20 protein-coding genes and 1 other annotated feature (1 of these 21 running past the window's edge) are annotated in these 19,948 nt (G+C 46.7%); of the genes, 17 read left to right on the forward strand and 3 right to left on the reverse strand.

Annotated elements, in window-relative coordinates:
- Positions 1-53 precede the first annotated feature (53 nt).
- From MY7_RS04555 to MY7_RS04570, 4 genes are all read left to right on the forward strand, one after another.
- On the forward strand, positions 54-1,112 hold the full coding sequence (locus MY7_RS04555) for a carbamoyl phosphate synthase small subunit (protein WP_007610568.1): 1,059 nt from the start codon (positions 54-56) through the stop codon (positions 1,110-1,112).
- Entirely contained in the window at positions 1,105-4,200 is a 3,096-nt protein-coding gene (locus MY7_RS04560) for a carbamoyl phosphate synthase large subunit (protein WP_007610569.1), read from the forward strand. Before MY7_RS04555 ends, MY7_RS04560 begins: the two co-directional genes overlap by 8 nt.
- On the forward strand, positions 4,188-5,159 hold the full coding sequence (gene argF, locus MY7_RS04565; RefSeq protein ID WP_007610570.1) for an ornithine carbamoyltransferase: 972 nt from the start codon (positions 4,188-4,190) through the stop codon (positions 5,157-5,159). The genes MY7_RS04560 and argF overlap by 13 nt, the downstream gene beginning before the upstream one ends.
- Before the next feature lie 75 nt (positions 5,160-5,234).
- Complete coding sequence (locus MY7_RS04570; protein WP_003155070.1) at positions 5,235-5,414, forward strand: YjzC family protein; 180 nt, start codon at positions 5,235-5,237, stop codon at positions 5,412-5,414.
- Positions 5,415-5,450: 36 nt separating this feature from the next.
- Here MY7_RS04570 and MY7_RS04575 read toward each other — a convergent pair whose 3' ends face one another.
- Positions 5,451-5,636 carry a YjzD family protein gene (locus tag MY7_RS04575; protein ID WP_003155069.1) on the reverse strand — a complete coding sequence of 62 codons (186 nt, stop codon included), beginning with the start codon at positions 5,634-5,636 and terminating at the stop codon, positions 5,451-5,453.
- Positions 5,637-5,896: 260 nt separating this feature from the next.
- Here MY7_RS04575 and MY7_RS04585 point away from each other — a divergent pair, with 260 nt between their 5' ends.
- From MY7_RS04585 to MY7_RS04600, 4 genes are all read left to right on the forward strand, one after another.
- Positions 5,897-6,631, forward strand: a complete 735-nt coding sequence (locus MY7_RS04585; protein WP_007610576.1) for a hypothetical protein — start codon at positions 5,897-5,899, stop codon at positions 6,629-6,631.
- An 82-nt stretch (positions 6,632-6,713) separates the two neighbouring features.
- Complete coding sequence (locus MY7_RS04590; protein ID WP_007610577.1) at positions 6,714-7,280, forward strand: hypothetical protein; 567 nt, start codon at positions 6,714-6,716, stop codon at positions 7,278-7,280.
- Between the two features lie 89 nt (positions 7,281-7,369).
- The gene (locus tag MY7_RS04595; RefSeq protein ID WP_007610578.1) at positions 7,370-8,323 is read left to right on the forward strand and encodes a BMP family ABC transporter substrate-binding protein; all 954 of its coding nucleotides are present in this window, start codon (positions 7,370-7,372) and stop codon (positions 8,321-8,323) included.
- Between the two features lie 12 nt (positions 8,324-8,335).
- Complete coding sequence (locus MY7_RS04600) at positions 8,336-8,527, forward strand: ComZ family protein (RefSeq protein WP_003155061.1); 192 nt, start codon at positions 8,336-8,338, stop codon at positions 8,525-8,527.
- A 28-nt stretch (positions 8,528-8,555) separates the two neighbouring features.
- Here MY7_RS04600 and MY7_RS04605 read toward each other — a convergent pair whose 3' ends face one another.
- The gene (locus tag MY7_RS04605) at positions 8,556-8,774 is read right to left on the reverse strand and encodes a hypothetical protein (protein WP_007610579.1); all 219 of its coding nucleotides are present in this window, start codon (positions 8,772-8,774) and stop codon (positions 8,556-8,558) included.
- 167 nt (positions 8,775-8,941) lie between these two features.
- Between MY7_RS04605 and MY7_RS04610 the strand changes: the two genes are divergently transcribed.
- The 9 genes from MY7_RS04610 to MY7_RS04650 all read left to right on the forward strand — a co-directional run bounded on the left by MY7_RS04610 (position 8,942) and on the right by MY7_RS04650 (position 18,713).
- On the forward strand, positions 8,942-9,880 hold the full coding sequence (locus MY7_RS04610; RefSeq protein WP_007409122.1) for a beta-ketoacyl-ACP synthase III: 939 nt from the start codon (positions 8,942-8,944) through the stop codon (positions 9,878-9,880).
- Between the two features lie 22 nt (positions 9,881-9,902).
- Positions 9,903-11,141: a beta-ketoacyl-ACP synthase II gene (gene fabF, locus MY7_RS04615; protein ID WP_007610580.1), complete on the forward strand. Its 1,239-nt coding sequence runs from the start codon at positions 9,903-9,905 to the stop codon at positions 11,139-11,141.
- 82 nt (positions 11,142-11,223) lie between these two features.
- Positions 11,224-12,009 carry a DUF2268 domain-containing protein gene (locus MY7_RS04620; RefSeq protein ID WP_029325951.1) on the forward strand — a complete coding sequence of 262 codons (786 nt, stop codon included), beginning with the start codon at positions 11,224-11,226 and terminating at the stop codon, positions 12,007-12,009.
- Between the two features lie 173 nt (positions 12,010-12,182).
- Complete coding sequence (locus MY7_RS04625; protein WP_029325950.1) at positions 12,183-13,169, forward strand: ABC transporter ATP-binding protein; 987 nt, start codon at positions 12,183-12,185, stop codon at positions 13,167-13,169.
- A complete protein-coding gene (locus tag MY7_RS04630; RefSeq protein WP_007610590.1) occupies positions 13,166-14,155 on the forward strand; it encodes an ABC transporter ATP-binding protein in 990 nt (329 codons plus the stop codon). Before MY7_RS04625 ends, MY7_RS04630 begins: the two co-directional genes overlap by 4 nt.
- 77 nt (positions 14,156-14,232) lie before the next feature.
- On the forward strand, positions 14,233-15,861 hold the full coding sequence (locus MY7_RS04635; RefSeq protein ID WP_029325949.1) for a peptide-binding protein: 1,629 nt from the start codon (positions 14,233-14,235) through the stop codon (positions 15,859-15,861).
- 75 nt (positions 15,862-15,936) lie between these two features.
- The gene (appB, locus tag MY7_RS04640) at positions 15,937-16,887 is read left to right on the forward strand and encodes an oligopeptide ABC transporter permease AppB (protein ID WP_007610596.1); all 951 of its coding nucleotides are present in this window, start codon (positions 15,937-15,939) and stop codon (positions 16,885-16,887) included.
- 14 nt (positions 16,888-16,901) lie between these two features.
- A complete protein-coding gene (gene opp4C, locus MY7_RS04645; protein WP_007610598.1) occupies positions 16,902-17,813 on the forward strand; it encodes an oligopeptide ABC transporter permease in 912 nt (303 codons plus the stop codon).
- A gap of 147 nt (positions 17,814-17,960) precedes the next feature.
- The gene (locus MY7_RS04650; protein WP_007409116.1) at positions 17,961-18,713 is read left to right on the forward strand and encodes a YjbA family protein; all 753 of its coding nucleotides are present in this window, start codon (positions 17,961-17,963) and stop codon (positions 18,711-18,713) included.
- A 32-nt stretch (positions 18,714-18,745) separates the two neighbouring features.
- Here MY7_RS04650 and trpS read toward each other — a convergent pair whose 3' ends face one another.
- On the reverse strand, positions 18,746-19,738 hold the full coding sequence (gene trpS, locus MY7_RS04655) for a tryptophan--tRNA ligase (RefSeq protein ID WP_012117281.1): 993 nt from the start codon (positions 19,736-19,738) through the stop codon (positions 18,746-18,748).
- A gap of 55 nt (positions 19,739-19,793) precedes the next feature.
- Positions 19,794-19,948, reverse strand: a binding site (T-box leader) (it continues 57 nt past the right edge of the window).

The raw sequence follows: 19,948 nt of genomic DNA on the forward strand, positions 1-19,948 counted from the left end.
AAGTATAAAAATTCATATTTTTAATTAATTATTCATCAAGAGGTGGGCTTTAGATGAAAGGCTATTTAGTATTGGAAGACGGAACATCATTCGGCGGTGAACTTGAAAAAGAAGCCCGCTGTGTTGGCGAAGCTGTTTTTTTCACCGGAATGACGGGCTATCAGGAAGTGCTTACAGACCCGTCATATAAGGGCCAGATCATCGTCTTTACGTATCCGTTGATCGGAAACTACGGAATTAATGAAAAAGACCTCGAAAGTAAGATCCCTCAAGTCAAGGCTGTTGCCGTCTATGAAGCGTGTGAACATTTTTCTCACCATGAAGCAGTCTCAAGCTTGAGAGAGTATTTAAATAAATGGAACATCCCGCTCTTAACCGAAGTGGACACACGGGCCGTCGTCAAAACCATCCGCTCCGGCGGCACGATGAACGCTGCCGTGTCAACAACAGGGGAGGTTCCCGCAGCATCCGGAACAGAAAACCCGGCGGAGCTGGCGCAGTCTGAAGACATCACGTCAATGGGGAACGGAGACCGGCATATTGCGCTGATTGATTTCGGTTATAAAAAATCAATCGCCTCGTCACTTGTAAAGCGCGGCTGTAAAGTAACGGTCATTCCGTATCAGCAGATGAACGCTGTTTACGACATTCAGCCTGACGGAATCGTGCTCTCAAACGGCCCGGGCGACCCGAAAGCGATTGCGCCGTACATGAACCGGATTACATCATTACTCAGTGATTTCCCCGCACTCGGCATTTGCCTCGGGCATCAGCTGATTGCCCTGGCTTTCGGAGGAAATACGTATAAGCTGCCGTTCGGCCACAGGGGTGCCAATCATCCCGTCATTGACCGGAAAACGAAACGGGTGTTTATGACAAGCCAGAACCACAGCTATGTCGTTGATGAAGCATCAATTGACAAAAACGAGCTGTCCATCAGATTTCATCATGTCAATGATACATCAGTGGAAGGGCTCATTCATAAGCGCCTTCCCGTATTAAGCGTCCAGTTCCACCCTGAAGCTCATCCCGGACCGGCTGAGAGCGAGTGGATATTTGATGAATTTCTAGAGAAAGTGATACCAGCAAGGAGAGAAATCGCTCATGCCTAAAGATACAACCATTTCCAGCATATTAGTCATCGGCTCCGGCCCCATCATCATCGGCCAGGCGGCAGAATTTGATTATTCAGGAACGCAGGGCTGCATGGCTCTGAAAGAAGAAGGATACCGCGTTATTCTAGTCAACAACAACCCGGCAACGATTATGACGGATGAGGCGTTTGCCGATGAAATATATTTTGAACCGCTCACAACCGACAGCATCGAGGCCATTATTGAAAAAGAAAAACCGGACGGTCTGCTTGCCAATTTGGGCGGCCAGACGGCATTGAATTTAGCCGTTAAGCTTGAAGAAGCAGGCGTGCTGAAGAAGCATCACGTCAAGCTTTTGGGAACATCGGTGGAAACCATTCAAAAAGGCGAAGACCGGGAGCAGTTCCGCGCCCTGATGAAAGAGCTCGATCAGCCCGTTCCGGAAAGCGAAATCGTCGACAACGAAGAAGACGCCCTCCGCTTCGCTGAGTCTATCGGATTTCCGGTCATTCTGAGACCGGCGTACACGCTAGGCGGCAAGGGAGGCGGAATCGCGAAAACGAAAGAAGCGTTTCAGACGCTTATTAAACAGGCGCTGTTAGCAAGCCCGATCAGCCAATGCCTCGTCGAAAAAAGCATCGCCGGATTTAAAGAAATCGAATATGAGGTCATGCGCGACAGCAATCATACATGCATCACCGTCTGTAATATGGAAAACATCGATCCCGTCGGCGTGCATACAGGGGACTCCATCGTCGTCGCACCGTCCCAGACGTTAACGGATGAAGAATATCAGATGCTGCGTTCAGCAAGCCTGGCGATTATTTCGGCGCTGGATGTAGTCGGCGGCTGCAACATTCAATTTGCGCTGGATCCGTTCAGCAAACAGTACTATGTCATTGAAGTGAACCCGCGTGTCAGCCGCTCTTCAGCTCTCGCGTCAAAAGCGACCGGCTATCCGATTGCCAAAATGGCGGCGAAACTTGCCATCGGCTATACGCTTGATGAACTGAAAAATCCGCTGACGGGCTCTACTTATGCAAGCTTTGAACCGGCGCTTGATTATGTCATCGTCAAATTCCCGCGCTGGCCGTTTGATAAATTTAAACATGCCGACCGCACGCTCGGAACGAAGATGAAAGCGACGGGGGAGGTCATGGCGATCGAAAGAAATATGGAAGCGGCCATTCAAAAAGCGGCGGCCTCCCTTGAGCTGAAAACGATCGGCACCCGCCTGCCTGAACTCGGCGGCTGTACGATCAATCAGCTGTGGGAATTAGCGGTAACGCCGGATGACCGGAGATTTTTCGTCGTCATGGAACTGTTAAGCCGCGGTGAAACGATAGAAGACATCCATGCCAAAACAAAAATTGACCCGTTTTTTCTCCATGTATTCCGAAATATCATCACATTGGAAAACAAGCTGATGGAAGAAGGGGATCATCTGTCTGTCCCGCTTTTAAAGCAGGCGAAGGTAAAGGGCTTCACGGATGTCATGATCGCATCTCTCACGGGAAAAACGGAAGAAGACATCCGTGCTCTCAGAAAGAAATCAGGCATCGTCCCGTCGTTTAAAATCGTAGATACATGCGCCGCTGAATTTGATGCCAAGACGAATTATTTCTACTCCACCTACCTCGGGGAAAGCGACGGAGATATCAGCCGAAAAGAGAAAAAACGCGCCCTCATCATCGGCTCAGGCCCGATCCGCATCGGTCAGGGAGTGGAATTTGATTACAGTGCCGTCCACGGCGTTCTGACCCTGCAAGAGCTGGGGTATGAAACGATTATGATCAATAACAATCCGGAAACAGTAAGCACGGATTATGAAATCGCCGACCGGCTTTATTTTGAACCGCTGACGACAGAACATATTTTAAACGTGGCGGAACATGAAAACATTGATTTTGCCATCGTCCAGTTTGGGGGACAGACCGCGATCAATGCCGCTGAACCGCTGGAAAAAGCGGGCATTCCGCTGCTCGGAACATCCTTTGAAACCCTTGATGCGCTGGAGGATCGGGATCTGTTTTATCAGCTGCTTGATGACCTTGACCTGAAACATGCCAAAGGCGAAACCGCTTATTCAAAAGAAGAAGCAACGGAAAAAGCAAGCCGAATCGGCTACCCCGTGCTGATCCGTCCGTCTTATGTCATCGGGGGAATGGGCATGATCATCGTTGATTCAGAAGCGCAAATGTCAGAACTGCTGGAAAATGAAGCGGGCATGCCGTATCCGATTTTGATCGATCAGTACATTACAGGAAAAGAATTGGAGATCGATCTAATTTCCGACGGACATGACGTATTCGTGCCGACTTACACAGAGCACATTGAGCGCGCCGGCGTCCATTCGGGCGACAGTTTTGCGATTCTTCCGGGTCCGTCTGTCACACCTGATATGCAGCGTAATATAAAAGAGGCCGCCGAAAAAATCGCGGTAAAACTGGCTTTTAAAGGCATCATGAACATTCAGTTTGTCATTGATGACAAAGGGGATATTCTCGTTCTTGAAGTGAACCCGCGGGCAAGCCGCACGGTTCCTGTCGTGTCTAAGGTGATGGGGGTGCCGATGATCCCGCTTGCCGCCAGATTGCTGGCCGGCGCTTCCCTTAAAGACATCAAGCCCGAGGTTCAAAATCAGCACGGAACGGCAGTGAAATTCCCGGTTTTTTCTTCGCACGCCATTCAGGATGTGGACGTAAAGCCCGGGCCGGAAATGAAGTCGACCGGAGAAGGCATGTGTGTCGCGTTTGACGCAGAAAGCGCCCTGAAAAAAATCTACGCGCACGTCTGGGAGAAAAAAGGCAGCATCTATCTGGAAGGCTGTGATGCGGAATTGGAACGTCAGGCTCAAGAGGCGGGATTTACCGTATGCAAAGATGCGTTCCCGGCATGGGCAGAGCGAAAGGATAAAGCGGTCCATATCAATTTCAATCACTCTGAAGAAGCGCGTAAACAACGGATCGAAGCCATGACGCACGGTGTGACGGTCTTTACTGAACCGGAAACCGTAAAGGCATTTTTAGCAAGCGGCTCCGGCAAACCTCAGCCTGTATCGCTCAAAGATCTTTATCAAAAGGAAGTGGCATCATGCACACAATAAAAGCGGAACACACATTAACCCATTTGTACGGCAAAGATTTTCTTTCCTTAAAAGATGTCAGCCCGTCAGACATCAATGCGCTTCTGACAGAAGCTTCATTATTAAAACAACATCCGATACAGCCGATTTTCCAAGGAAAAACATTGGCGATGATTTTTGAAAAATCTTCAACCCGCACACGTGTGTCTTTTGAAGCGGGAATGGCCCAGCTCGGGGGAACGGGACTATTTCTTTCAAGCAGCGACCTGCAGCTTGGGCGGGGGGAGACGGTCGCGGATACGGCGAAGGTGCTGTCCGGATTCGTTGATGCCATTATGATCCGCACCTTTGAACATGAAAAAGTCGAAGAGCTTGCCGAGCATGCAGACATTCCCGTCATAAACGGGCTGACCGACCGGTATCACCCGTGTCAGGCACTCGCGGATCTGTTAACGATACAAGAAATAAAAGGAGAACTGAAAGGAGTAAAAGTTGCCTATATCGGTGACGGAAATAATGTGGCGCATTCACTTATGATCGGCTGCGCAAAAATGGGCTGTGACATTGCGGTTGCTTCGCCGAAAGGCTATGAAGCAGAGGAAGAGGCGGTGAATGCCGCAAAAGAAGCGGCTGCTGTTTCCGGAGCGAAGGTCACCCTTACCGAAAATCCGCAGGAAGCGGTGCGGGATGCAGACGTGATTTACTCCGACGTCTTCACGAGCATGGGGCAGGAGGAAGAGACGCAGCAGCGGCTGAATGTGTTTGCCCCGTATCAAGTCAACGCCTCACTCGTCAGTCTCGCCAAACCCGACTATACATTTTTGCATTGCCTGCCCGCGCATCGGGAGGAAGAGGTCACGTCCGAGATTATCGACGGCCCGAACTCTGCGGTATTTCAGCAGGCGGAAAACCGGCTTCACGCGCAAAAAGCGCTCCTGAAAGCTCTTCTTTACAAACAGGATGAACAAAAAAACCGCTGAATCTCATTCAGCGGTTTTTGATATTTCTCCACATACAAGCGCATACTACATAAAAAAGAAAAAGGAGGAAATGACGTGGGACAGCAGCATCAATTCCGCCCGGGACAAAAAGCGCCGAATAACGGTGTGTACGTTGAAATCGGCGAAACGGGAAGCATGGTCAAAAACCCGCAAAAAATCAAGCTTACGGTGGGAGAAATGTTCCCTGAAACTTCAAACCATAACAGATTGTGGACGTATCAACGAAAACCGTGAACACAAAAAAACCTGCTGAATAGCAGGTTTTTTTATTTAATGCTGGTTTGCATCCTGTTTGACAGGCATGATCTCCGCAAGAACAAAGACAAGCACTGCAATAACCACGGCAATAACGGATGATTGCTTGAAATTGTACGCTGCGCTGTTCATGGAGGCGACCAAATAACAGGCCATATGTGTTAAAAGGAACGTCCAAATAAAACCGATAATAAACCGCACGTTTCCACCTCGTCCTTCATTTTATTCTACGTTGTATCATACCATACATAAAGCGCGGGCGGAAGGTCATTTTCTCATCAAAAAGCGCGCCTGAAACTGACATTTGCCCGCCTGTCCGGCCGTCTGATGGAAAATTCGGTTCCTGTGCTTGGGATAATAGCCAAAACATAGCAGCAAATAGGAGTTTATCCGATCCGTTTTCATTCTTCTTACATATGATAGCCAATAGAGAGATTAGGAGTAAAAGGAGGCGGGCAGGCATGGGGATTACGGAAAGATTTTTCCAATTCGGATCTGAGCTGAACGTCATCCATCTGCCGTATCGGCCGAACGGCTTCTGTATCTTTATTCTGGGGGACAGAACCCACTTTGTCAGCCGGGACTCAAGCTTTTGGCTCGAACATGAAGGGAGAAAGCAGCTGTTACATGTGCTGCTTGACAGAGGGTACACCATTTTTAACAGCAATTTATACGGACGGCATTGGGGTTCGGAAAAAGCCGTCCTTTACGCCAGACAGCTGATGCATTATGTGCTGAAACAAGAAACCCTCAATCCGAAAATACACTTGCTCGCAGAAGGTATGGGCGCCCTTATCGCCGATCAATTGCTGCAGTCTTCACCGGAGCATATCCGTTCAGCCGCAATGTTAGATCCTTGTCTTGACCTTCAAGCCCATTTTGAATCAGAGAAAGAAAATAAGTTTTTTTATAAGCAGTTTCTGAGGGAAACGGCACAAAGCTTCGGTGTTTCTGAAAAAGAGGCAAGCTCACTGAGCTATCAGACCATTACCGGCTGCCGCACCCGCGTGCCGGTACATATATGGCAAAGAACGACCGGAGCGCCGTACCCGTACACCCTGCATGCGAACGCGTATAAAGAAGCCCGGGAAAAGACCGGAAGCAAGACTGATATCACGTATCACCTGCTTGAGAACCCTGCGCGTATGTACAGAGCCATCTGCCGGTTTTTCCGCAGTCATGAAAAAGACCTGTAATGAATAGAATACAACAGCCATCTCTTTTCAGAGGGCTGTTTGGCTTGTGTGCGAATGAAAAACCGGAAAGGCGGCAGATGTGATGAAGACAGCGCTGATCATTGGAGCAGATGAATTTCTCGGCCTTTCATTGTGCGAACGGTTGATGGATGAGGGTGTGCATGTCGATGTCATTTTGGCAGAACCGGAGGACAAAACGAGGCAGCTGTATTTAGAAGAACGTTTAATGTGGCTCGCGAGAAACGGGCTTTTTCAAATAATAGATGAAATCGGTGAAAAGGAATACGATCGTATCTGCGTTCAATACGGGAGCGGGTGTCTGCCTGAAGAAAGGGCTGAGCCTTTATATTGGATTGTTTACAGTGAGGATCACGGAGACTGGGAAAAAAACGGTCAGCGGGATACGGCAAAAGCGATTATCCTTCCTCCCCTTTACGGTCCGTGGACGGAAGCAAAAGAAGATGGCGAGAGCAGGATCTTTTTAGAAGACGCGGTCTGTGGGCTGATGAATCAGCTTGAGGCTGACGGCACAGAAGACGAAAATCAGATTATTATCCTGGAAATAAAAGAAAAAACGCAAAAAACGGAAGCGGAAGAAAAAATTAAAGAGTGGAAAAGACAATTTTCATCAATATTCGACATTTTTTAAGAAATACCTTCCATGTTATGTGCATTACCGCTACAATAAACGTATATCAATTATATATGTTATGAGTTTGAAAAGGGGTTGAACATGGCTTGATCACCAGGCTTGTCATGATCTTTTCTCTCCTCCTTTTATTGAGCGGATGCGCACAAACTCCGTTTAAAGGAAAAATTGAGAAGGTCGGAATGCTTTTTCCCGATACCATCAGTGACTTGGTATGGGGCACAAAAGGTTACAAAGGTTTATTAGCGATACAATCTGAATTTAACGTTGACGTTTATTATAAAGAAAATATCAGATCCGATGAAGATATTTTAAAAGCCATAGATGATTTTCATAAAAAAGGAGTCAATCTTTTATACGGACACGGAAATGAATACGAGGAAATCTTCAATATGATCAGCAAGGATTATCCCGACATGGAATTCGTCGTCGCAAACGGAACGGCGAAAAGCGATAATGTCACAAGCGTTCATCTTATGGGAGAAGCAATGGGTTTTTTTGGGGGAATGACAGCCGCCCATATGTCAAAAACCAATGAGGTCGGCGTCATCGCCTCCTTTTTGTGGCAGCCTGAAGTAGACGGCTTTATCAAAGGGGCGAAATATGAAAAGCCTGATATCACCGTCAATACTGAATTTACGGACCACTGGGATAACGGCAATGAAGCGCTGCATCTATACGAGAAGTTAAAAGCGGAAGGCACGGATGTTGTATATCCGGCCGGAGACGGGTATAATGTTCCTGTCATTCAGCAAATCAAAAAAGACGGGCTTTACGCCATCGGCTATGTCGCCGAGCAATCGAATCTCGGCAAAAACACGGTGCTGACAAGCACGGTGCAAAACGTAGATAAAGCCTATACATTAATTGCCGAGCAATACAATAAAGGTACGCTCAAGAGCGGAGATCACAACTTTGATTTCAGGGAAGGAGTCGTTGAAATGGGGACGTTCAGCCCTCTGGTGGACAAAGCATTTCAAGACAAAATCTCAGACCTTGTAAAAACGTATAACCGAACAAATGAACTGCCGTCAAATGAATAGAGGTGGATACACATGCAGCATGAAAAGTCTCTTGAATTTATGCAGATCGCGATGAAATACCTGCCGGAAGCAAAGGCGGAGCTTGAGAAATCCGGCATAGATCTGTCTATGGAAATGATTCAGCCGTTTATGGACCTGTTTACATCGGTCATGGCGGAAGCGTATGAGCTTGGCAGATCTGATGCCGGGGAGCTGAATAAATAAAGAGAGCCACTTTTCATGAAGTGGCTTTTCACATGATTTTTTTCTTTATAGCGGACACCATCGGCGCGAAGTCTTTAAATACGGGCTTTAATTGATCCAGAGAGTTCATGATGGACCCCAGCTGATTCATCACGTGGTTGTAATCGATCTCTTCTTCGTTTTCAGCCTGAGGCTGCTCAGGGGTTTCTTCCGGTTCTTTATCCCGGTCTCTGGAATCGCCGAACATCATTTTGGAGAAAATATCCATAGTGAAGCCTCCTTTCGTCTTCCTTTTATTCTATGAGGAGAAGCGTCCGATAGTTTAGACGAATATATTGCCAACAGAAAAAAAATAGGGTAGAATTAGTACCTGATACTAATAATTGATCATAACTAATTAGTTTTAAATTCATTATAAAAAAGGAGTCTTTTCCAATGAAAGCTGGAATTCTTGGCGTCGGCCGTTACATCCCGGAAAAAGTGCTGACAAATCATGATCTTGAACAAATGGTAGATACATCGGACGAGTGGATTCGTACGAGAACAGGTATAGAAGAAAGAAGAATCGCCGCGGAAGATATGTATTCATCCGGCATGGCCGCTGAGGCTGCGCAAAAAGCGCTTGATCAGGCCGGCATTTCCGCTGAGGAGCTTGATATGATCCTCGTGGCGACGGTTACTCCTGACCAGTCTTTCCCGACCGTTTCCTGTATGATACAAGAGAAGCTCGGGGCCAAAAAAGCGTGCGCGATGGATATCAGCGCCGCGTGTGCGGGTTTTATGTACGGTATCGTAACCGCCAAACAATTCATTGAATCGCAAACATACAAACATGTCCTCGTGGTCGGCGTGGAAAAGCTCTCAAGCATTACCGACTGGGACGACCGCAATACGGCTGTGCTGTTCGGAGACGGAGCCGGAGCGGCGGTCATCGGACCGGTCAGCGACGACAGAGGCATACTGTCATTTGAGCTCGGAGCAGACGGTACAGGCGGCCAGCACTTGTACTTAGATGAAAAAGGGCATACAATCATGCATGGAAGAGAAGTATTCAAATTCGCCGTCCGGCAAATGGGTGAATCGAGTGTAAATGTCATTGAAAAAGCCGGCCTCTCCAAAGAGGACGTAGACTTTTTGATTCCGCATCAAGCAAACATCCGCATCATGGAAGCGGCACGGGAACGTTTGGAGCTTCCGGTTGAAAAGATGTCTAAAACAGTCCATAAATATGGAAACACATCCGCAGCATCCATTCCGATTTCATTAGTAGAGGAACTGGAAGCAGGCAAAATTAAAGACGGCGACGTCATCGTCATGGTCGGTTTCGGCGGAGGATTGACATGGGGCGCCATAGCAATACGCTGGGGACGATAAAAAAAAGTGAGGTGCACACAAGATGAGTAAAAAAAGAGTAGTCGTTACAGGGCTTGGAGCCCTGTCTCCGCTTGGAAACGACGCCGAAACAAGCTGGAAAAATGCAATCGGCGGCGTATCCGGAATCGGACCGATCACACGTGTGGAATCGGACGAGTATCCGGCGAAAGTAGCTGCTGAACTGAAAGATTTCAATATTGAAAATCACATGGATAAAAAAGAAGCGCGAAAAATGGACCGCTTCACGCAATACGCTGTCGTAGCCGCGAAAATGGCCGTTCAAGATGCCGGTCTGAACATCACAGACGAGATCGCGCCGAGAGTCGGCGTTTGGGTCGGGTCCGGAATCGGCGGTCTTGAAACGCTTGAATCCCAATTCGAAATCTTCCTGACAAAAGGGCCGAGAAGGGTCAGCCCGTTCTTTGTTCCGATGATGATTCCTGATATGGCGACAGGCCAAATCTCAATCGCTCTCGGAGCAAAAGGAGTCAACTCCTGTACGGTGACGGCATGTGCCACGGGAACGAACTCTATCGGTGACGCGTTTAAAGTCATTCAGCGCGGCGATGCCGATGCGATGATTACGGGCGGAACAGAAGCGCCGCTGACAAGAATGTCATTTGCGGGCTTCAGCGCAAACAAAGCCCTTTCTACAAATCCTGATCCGAAAACGGCAAGCCGCCCGTTTGATAAAAACCGTGACGGCTTTGTCATGGGAGAAGGCGCGGGGATCATCGTGCTTGAAGAGCTTGAGCATGCCCTTGCCCGCGGTGCGAAAATCTACGGGGAAATTGTCGGCTACGGCTCAACGGGTGACGCCTACCACATTACCGCGCCTGCCCAAGACGGGGAAGGCGGTGCGAGAGCGATGCAGGAAGCAATCAAAGATGCGGGCATCAAGCCTGAAGAAATTGATTACATCAACGCTCACGGCACAAGCACGTACTACAATGATAAATACGAGACAAAAGCCATTAAGACCGTTTTCGGTGATCATGCGTACAAGCTTGCCGTCAGTTCGACAAAATCAATGACGGGTCATTTGTTAGGCGCTGCCGGAGGAATTGAAGCAATCTTCTCCGTCATGGCCATTAAAGACGGCATTATCCCGCCGACGATTAACATCGAAACACCTGATGAAGAGTGTGATTTAGATTATGTACCGGACAAAGCGCGCGAGCAGGATGTCAACGTCGTTCTCAGCAACTCGCTCGGCTTCGGCGGACATAATGCCACTTTGATCTTTAAAAAATATCAATAATACAGTTTTGACCGGCTGCCTGAAAAAGGTGGCCGGTTTTTTTGTGCGTGCATATGATAACAACAAGAGGAGGCGAACCGGTATGAGCGTCAAGCAGACATATCAATGGATGGAAAAGGCGGCATCCGTAAATGATTTGGCCCCGCATCTTTTGCCGCTTTTTTCAGGGGCCGATAAGAAAGAGTGGAAGCCGATACTCGGGATGCTGCAAAACCACGGCATGTTCCGCCATTTGAAGGACGGCGTTAGGACCAGTAAACGGCTGAAAGAAAAAGGATGCTACAGTCATATTCAAAAGGAGGAAGCCTATTTAAAGGAGAAGTGGAACGGGCCGGACGTGCCGATCGTAGTTTTGCCCGTGGATGAACGAAACCGGAAAATCCGTCAGGAATTCGGATCAAAATCCGGTCTGGCCTTTCGGGACAAAATGTTCCTCTTTCTATCGTCGGATAGTTCCAATTCAGCTGTATCCGCCCTTATGACACATGAATATAATCACGTCTGCCGGTTAGAACATGTGACAAAGGACGAAAAAGATGAGACATTTCTTGATACAATCATGATGGAGGGGCTGGCAGAATATGCTGTATATGAGCGGTTCGGCTCAAGTCTTACGGCGGAATGGACGTCCTACTATACGCCTGAGCAGCTTGATTTTCTGTTTGAAAAAAGAGTCAAGCCGAACCTCCGCTTAACGAGAGACAGCAGAATGTTTTCCCAGCTGTTATACGGAAAAGGATACTTCCCCTCAATGCTCGGCTATGCTGTCGGATTCAATATAGTAAAAAAATATTTAACCGACCATCAAAAAACAGTAAAAGAAGCATTGGCCATCCCTTCAAAAACCTTTCTGGAGGCAACGCATTAATAGATTAAAAGAATGGAAATTATTTAAGGATATTACATTTATCCTAAAAAATTCTTGCTTTTGTAATAATGATGTAATAATATACAACTATAAAATTTTTCGACTATTCTATATTTTGTGATAGCAAAACGTATGTTTCCCTCTGCTTCAGCGGAATGAGAAAGGGGCGTATCATGAGCACACTATTAGAAGTGAATAATTTAAAGACCTATTTTTTCAGAAAGAAACAGCCGATCCCCGCAGTCGACGGGGTTGATTTTCACATTAACAAAGGCGAAACCGTCGCTCTTGTAGGAGAATCCGGCTCGGGCAAAAGCATCACCTCGCTTTCTATTATGGGACTTGTCCAAGGCTCGGGCGGAAAAATTATGGACGGCTCGATTAAGCTTGAAGGCAGGGACCTGGCCTCCTTCACCGAAAACGAATATTGCAAAATCCGCGGCAATGACGTCTCTATGATCTTTCAGGAGCCCATGACTTCCCTGAATCCGGTGCTGACCATCGGCGAACAAATTACCGAAGTGCTTGAATACCATAAAAAAATGAATAAAAGAGAAGCGGCTAAAAAAGCCGTTGAGCTTCTGGAACTCGTCGGATTCTCCAGAGCGGAACAAGTGATGAAAGAATATCCGCACCGTCTTTCCGGAGGGATGAGACAGAGGGTGATGATCGCCATCGCGCTCAGCTGCAATCCGAAGCTTCTGATCGCTGATGAGCCGACGACGGCGCTTGATGTGACAATACAAGCCCAAGTATTGGAGCTGATGAAAGACCTCTGCAAAAAATTCGATACTTCCATTCTGCTGATCACTCACGATTTAGGTGTGGTTTCCGAAGCCGCCGACAGGGTGATCGTGATGTACTGCGGACAAGTCGTAGAGAGCGCGAGTGTGGAGGACTTATTTTTAAACCCTCTTCATCCGTATACTGAAGGGCTTTTAAACTCCATACCGGTGATAGATGGAGAGATTGATACATTAAAAGCGATCAAAGGCAGTGTCCCGACACCGGATAATCTTCCGGAAGGCTGCCGATTCGCCCCGAGGTGTTCAAAAGCGATGGACAAATGCAAAACAGGGCAGCCGGAGCTGATAACGCATGAAAGCGGCCGTTCTGTAAGATGTTTTTTATATGAGGAAGAGGGTGCCCAATCAAAATGACAGCTGCAGGCCAAGAAACGATTTTAGAGCTGAAAGACGTAAAAAAATATTTCCCGATCCGCTCCGGTTTTTTTCAAAGGAAAGTCGGTGATATAAAGGCTGTTGACGGTGTTTCTTTTTCACTGAAGCGTGGGGAGACGCTCGGCATCGTCGGTGAATCAGGATGCGGCAAATCAACGGCGGGAAGGACGATGATCCGTTTATACAAGCCGACAGACGGCCGGATTCTTTTTAAGGGTCAGGATATCTCCGGTTTATCAGAAGAAAAGCTGAGAAAAAGCGTCCGCAAAAACATCCAGATGGTCTTCCAAGATCCCTTCGCATCCCTTAACCCGAGGAAAACGCTGCGTTCCATCATTAAAGAGCCGTTCCAGACTCACCATATGTACAGCATGAGCGAGCGGAACGAGCGAGTGGAGGAGCTGCTGGCGAAAGTCGGCCTTCATCCGAGCTTTGCAAACCGCTATCCGCACGAATTTTCCGGGGGGCAGCGCCAGCGGATCGGGATTGCGCGGGCTCTGACGTTGAATCCCGAGCTGATTATTGCGGATGAACCCGTTTCCGCACTCGATGTCTCCATTCAGGCCCAGGTCATCAATCTGATGGAAGAACTGCAGGAAGAATTCAACCTGACCTATTTGTTTATTTCTCATGATTTGAGTGTTGTCCGCCATATCAGCGACAGAGTCGGCGTCATGTATCTGGGAAAAATGATGGAGCTGACCGATAAGCACGAGCTGTACGGCAATCCGCTTCACCCTTATACGCAAGCGCTTTTGTCTTCAGTGCCCGTCACGAGAAAAAAAGACGCCGTCAAGCGGGAACGAATCATCCTGAAAGGAGAACTGCCAAGCCCGGCAAACCCGCCGAAAGGCTGCGTGTTCCACACGCGGTGCCCGATGGCCAAACCGATCTGCAAGGAACAAATCCCGGCATTTGAAGAAGCTGCTCCCGGCCATTACGTCGCCTGCCATTTATATGCCTGAAATGACAAGCATCGAGAGGGGGTATGCCGGATTACATAACCAGTTTGCTGCATATATATCACAAAGGGGGAATTGATATGAAATTACGTAAAAGCGCACTGATGATGCTAAGTGTTTTTATGGCGCTCGCCATCTTCCTGTCCGCCTGCTCCGGCTCAAAATCCACAAGCACCGAATCCAAACCGGCAGGAAAACCGCAAAAAGGCGGAGATTTGGTTGTCGGGTCAATCGGGGAACCCACACTTTTTAACTCTCTGTATTCTACAGATGACGCAAGTACGGATATTGAAAATATGCTGTACAGCTTTTTAACGAAAACGGATGAAAAACTGAACGTGAAATTATCACTCGCTGAAAATATTAAAGAATTAGACGGCGGCCTAGCATATGATGTGAAAATTAAAAAAGGCGTTAAGTTTCATGATGGAAAAGAACTGACTGCAGATGACGTCGTATTTACGTACAGTGTCCCTTTAAGCAAAGATTACAAGGGAGAACGCGGCTCAACATATGAAATGCTGAAATCGGTAGAGAAAAAAGGCGATTACGAAGTATTGTTCAAGCTGAAATATAAAGACGGTAATTTTTACAATAATGCGTTAGACAGCACAGCCATTCTGCCGAAGCACATTCTCGGTAATGTTCCGATTGCTGATTTAGAAGAAAACGAATTTAACAGAAAGAAACCGATCGGTTCAGGACCATTTAAGTTTAAAGAATGGAAGCAGGGCCAATATATTAAACTCGAAGCGAATAATGATTATTTTGCAGGAAGACCGTATTTAGATACTGTAACGTATAAAGTCATTCCCGACGCAAATGCTGCCGTTGCTCAGCTGCAGGCAGGCGATATTAATTTCTTTAATGTGCCCGCCACTGACTACAAAACGGCTGAAAAATTTAATAATCTGAAAGTCGTTACTGATTTGGCATTAAGTTACGTGTACATCGGGTGGAATGAAAAAAATGAATTATTTAAAGATAAAAAGGTCCGTCAGGCGCTGACAACCGCTCTTGACCGCGAGTCAATCGTCAGCCAAGTATTAGACGGAGACGGCAAGGTAGCCTACATTCCAGAATCCCCTTTATCTTGGAACTATCCTAAAGATATAGAAGTTCCGAAATTTGCGTACAACGAGAAAAAAGCGAAACAGATGCTTGCAGAAGCCGGCTGGAAAGATACAAACGGTGACGGCATCCTGGATAAAGACGGAAAGAAATTCTCGTTTACGCTTAAAACGAACCAAGGAAACAAAGTCCGTGAAGACATCGCTGTCGTCGTCCAGGAACAGCTGAAAAAAATCGGCATTGAAGTGAAGACCCAAATCGTTGAATGGAGCGCTCTCGTTGAACAAATGAATCCTCCGAATTGGGATTTTGATGCAATGGTCATGGGATGGAGTTTATCCACATTCCCGGATCAATATGACATCTTCCATTCAAGCCAGATTAAAAAGGGCTTAAACTACGTTTGGTATAAAAATGCCGAAGCGGATAAACTCATGAAAGATGCAAAAACAATCAGTGACAGAAAGCAATATTCCAAAGAATATGAGCAGATTTATCAAAAAATTGCGGAAGATCAGCCGTATACGTTCTTGTATTACCCTAACAACCATATGGCAATGCCGCAAAATCTTGAAGGATACAAATACCATCCGAAACGTGATTTATATAATATCGAAAAATGGTGGCTTGCAAAATAATTATCCCTTAAAGGGGAGGGAGAGCGTGTTCTCCCTCTTCTGTTTTTAATAAGGAAAGTAAAGGGGGACAAGTATATGGCTGCATATATTATCAGAAGAACCTTAATGTCTATCCCGATTTTATTGGGAATTACAATTTTATCATTTGTTATTATGAAAGCCGCGCCCGGAGATCCGATGACATTAATGATGGACCCGAAAATCAGCCAGGCTGACAGAGAGCAGTTTATTGAAAAATACGGTTTGAATGATCCTCAGTACGTTCAATATTTAAAGTGGCTTGGCAACATGGTGCAGGGCGATTTCGGAACGTCTATTGTCAGAAAAGGAACGCCTGTTTCAGAATTGATTATGGCCCGAATGCCCAATACGCTGCTGCTGATGCTCGTTTCAACGATTTTGGCTCTTATGATTTCTATTCCGTTTGGTGTCCTGTCGGCAAAGCGGCCTTATTCAAAGCTCGACTATGGCATTACGTTTACCTCATTTATAGGTCTGGCCATTCCAAACTTTTGGTTTGGATTAATTTTGATTATGATTTTATCAGTAAATCTCGGCTGGTTTCCGACCGGCGGTGTCGAGACGCTGAATGCCGATTTCAATATATTTGACCGGATTCATCATTTAATTCTGCCTGCATTCGTATTAGCTACAGCTGACATGGCCGGACTGACGAGATATACGAGATCCAATATGCTTGATGTATTAAATCAGGATTATATCCGTACAGCGAGAGCGAAAGGGTTCAAGGAAAACCGTGTATTATTTAAACATGGATTGAGAAATGCATTATTACCCGTAATTACAATTTTCGGTTTGATGATTCCTTCGTTTATCGGAGGATCTGTCGTTGTCGAACAAATTTTCACATGGCCGGGGTTAGGAAAGCTGTTTGTTGATTCAGCGTTTCAGCGTGATTATCCCGTCATTATGGCGATGACCGTCATTTCAGCTGTTCTTGTGGTCATTGGCAACCTTGTCGCTGATATTTTATACGCAGTGGTTGATCCGAGAATTGAATATTAAAAGGGGGGACATCGATGGCTGAGCTGAACACATCTCCGTCACCGGAGATCGGGCTGAAAGAAAATATTGCTGAGAAACCGGAAACCATGACAAAAATCTTTTGGGAAAAGTTTTCGAAAAATAAACTGGCGGTTGCAGGTGCTGTTATTCTGTTCGTGATTATTATGTCAGCGATTTTTGCGCCGGTGATTGCTCCTTATTCTCAAGAGCAGCAAAGCCTGCTTGATAAATTTAAAGCGCCGGGTCTTGAACATTTGATGGGAACGGATAAATTCGGGCGTGACATCTTCAGCCGTGTTCTATACGGCGCGCGAATCTCTTTACTAGTCGGATTTGCCTCTGTTGTCGGCTCTATTTTTATCGGGACGATTTTAGGAGCGATAGCGGGTTATTTTAAAGGTTTCGCAGATGCTGTTATTATGCGGTTGGTGGATATAGTTCTTTCCATTCCTGATATTTTCTTATTGATTACGCTTGTTACAATCTTTAAGCCAGGCGTGGATAAATTAATTTTAATTTTCTGTCTGACGGGCTGGACGACAACCGCGCGTTTGGTCAGGGGAGAATTTTTATCCCTGCGATCGAGGGAATATGTATTAGCCGCTAAAACAATCGGAACAAAAACACATAAAATTATTTTTTCACATATCCTGCCCAATGCGCTGGGACCGATTATTGTGTCAGCCACTTTAAAAGTCGGATCGGTTATTCTGGCCGAATCGGCGCTAAGTTATCTCGGTTTCGGGATTCAGCCGCCGATCGCAAGTTGGGGCAATATGCTTCAGGATGCACAGAACTTTACGATTATGATTCAGGCTTGGTGGTACCCGTTATTTCCGGGACTGTTCATTCTTCTTACCGTATTGTGCTTTAACTTTGTCGGAGACGGGCTGCGTGATGCGCTTGATCCGAAAAATGTGAAATGATCTCCCGGACGGAACGGGAGATTTTTTTGTTGCAATGCAGTCGGAAATCCAGTTCCGTATTGCGGAAATCTCATATCGAAATGGAATAATTTATCTATCCCTTGCCTATACTGTGGACAACAGTTTTTATAAAGTGAGGGGTCGAATATGTTATTTCTTCATGATGTATGGGTCAATTGGTTTGAAGGGGAAGAAAACGGCTACAATGTGTGCCATTTTCACGAATGGCGGAAGGAAGACACGGTTGAGCTTTTGGATCAGACGCCGCTGCTCAGAGTGCCGTCGGTATTATTTCATTACATAGAAAACGACTTATCAGAGCTTCCGAAAGAGCTGCTTGACCAAGTCCACCAAAAGTCATACGTGCGAAAAAATCATGAGCGGACAAAGCTGGAGTACTGTTTTGTCGTGACAGACGGGATCGGCATCATTGCCGTGGATACGATCGGGTATACGATTCCGGTCAGAAAAAGCCGCCTGATTCCGAGACAGGAGCAGCTTGTTTATGAAATGGTAAAGGATGTAGAACCGGAATCGTTTCAATTTGAGCCGGCGCAATTGGAGTCTTCAAAGGAATATCACATTTTGTCATTGGCGCCGGAGCATGTCAGAGGGCTGACGAGAAAAGAGCGGCAGATCAAGCAGCTGATGTTTATGGCGCTCGACCAGCTGAAAGGGCTGAAAAACCGTGCGGAAATTGTGTATTGGTACACGGAATGGAATCCGCATATGTATGAGCAGATCAAACGGATGAGCTTTGAAGAGATCTGGGACATGCTTTACAATGAAACAATTGAAGGCTGGTCGGATAAACATCTTGCGTTCTGTGAAAATTTGATTAAAGGGCAGCCGTTTTTCGAAAAGCTTTGGGAAATGGAGCAGGAATCAAAAGTGAACTAAAAAAGAGGCGGGGATTCTCCCGCCTCTTTTCTTTATCTTCTTTTTCGTCCGAGACCCATGGCGTTTTCCATTTTCTTCACCATTTTGCCGGCCGTTTTGTTTGCGCGCGCCGCTCCTTCGTCGAGAATGCGGTCAAGCTCGTCGCTCTCAATTAATTCACGGTAGCGCTCTTGGATCGGTGTCAATGCGCCGATAACGACTTCGGCTAAATCGCTTTTGAATTCACCGTACCCTTTGCCTTCATATTTAGCTTCTAATTCTTCAATTGATGTGTTTCCTAAAATAGAATAGATCGTCAAAAGATTAGAAACGCCCGGTTTGTTTTCTTTATCATACTTTACAATGCCTTCAGAATCAGTCACGGCGCTCTTGATTTTCTTCTCGAGCTGCTTCGGCTCATCAAGCAGCGTGATGTATGCCTTTTGGTTCGGATCTGATTTGCTCATTTTTTTGAGCGGATCAGCCAGTGACATGATGCGCGCGCCTGATTCGGGAATTTTCACCTCAGGAATCGTGAAGATATCATTGTATTTTTTATTAAAGCGTTCCGCCAGGTTGCGGGTCAGTTCAAGATGCTGTTTTTGATCTTCTCCGACCGGAACAAGATCCGTTCCGTACAGTAAAATATCGCCGGCCATCAGCGGCGGATAGGTTAACAGTCCTGACACGACGGCTTCTTTGCCCTTTGACTTATCTTTAAATTGCGTCATCCGCTCAAGCTCGCCGATATATGCGACGCACTGGAGCATCCACCCCGCCTGGGCATGAGCGGGAACCTCCGACTGGATAAAGAGAGTCGCTTTCTCAGGATCAAGTCCGACGGCCACGTAAAGAGCCGCGAGATTGCGGATGTTCTTCCGCAGTTCAAGCCGATCCTGCGGAACCGTAATCGCATGCTGATCGACAATGCAGAAGTAGCCGTTGTAGTCATGCTGCAAATCGACAAATTGCTTCATTGCGCCGATGTAGTTGCCGAGGGTAACGGAACCGCTCGGCTGAATGCCAGAAAAAATCGTTTTCTTCATAGTTCTTACCTCATTTCTTAAAACATAATAAAAAAAGCCCATTCTTCCCGTAGAAAAAAGGGACGAATGAACCGTGGTGCCACCCTGATTATTCCATTACAATGGAATCGCTCGAGACGTTGGTAACGGAGGCTGCTCCGGCTGGGCCTACTAACGTTCGGTCAGCTGCTCAGAAGTCCATTCCACATCGCCCGTTACCTGCTCCCAGCA

It is taken from the genome of Bacillus sp. 5B6 (genome assembly GCF_000259405.1).
GTDB lineage: Bacteria > Bacillota > Bacilli > Bacillales > Bacillaceae > Bacillus > Bacillus velezensis.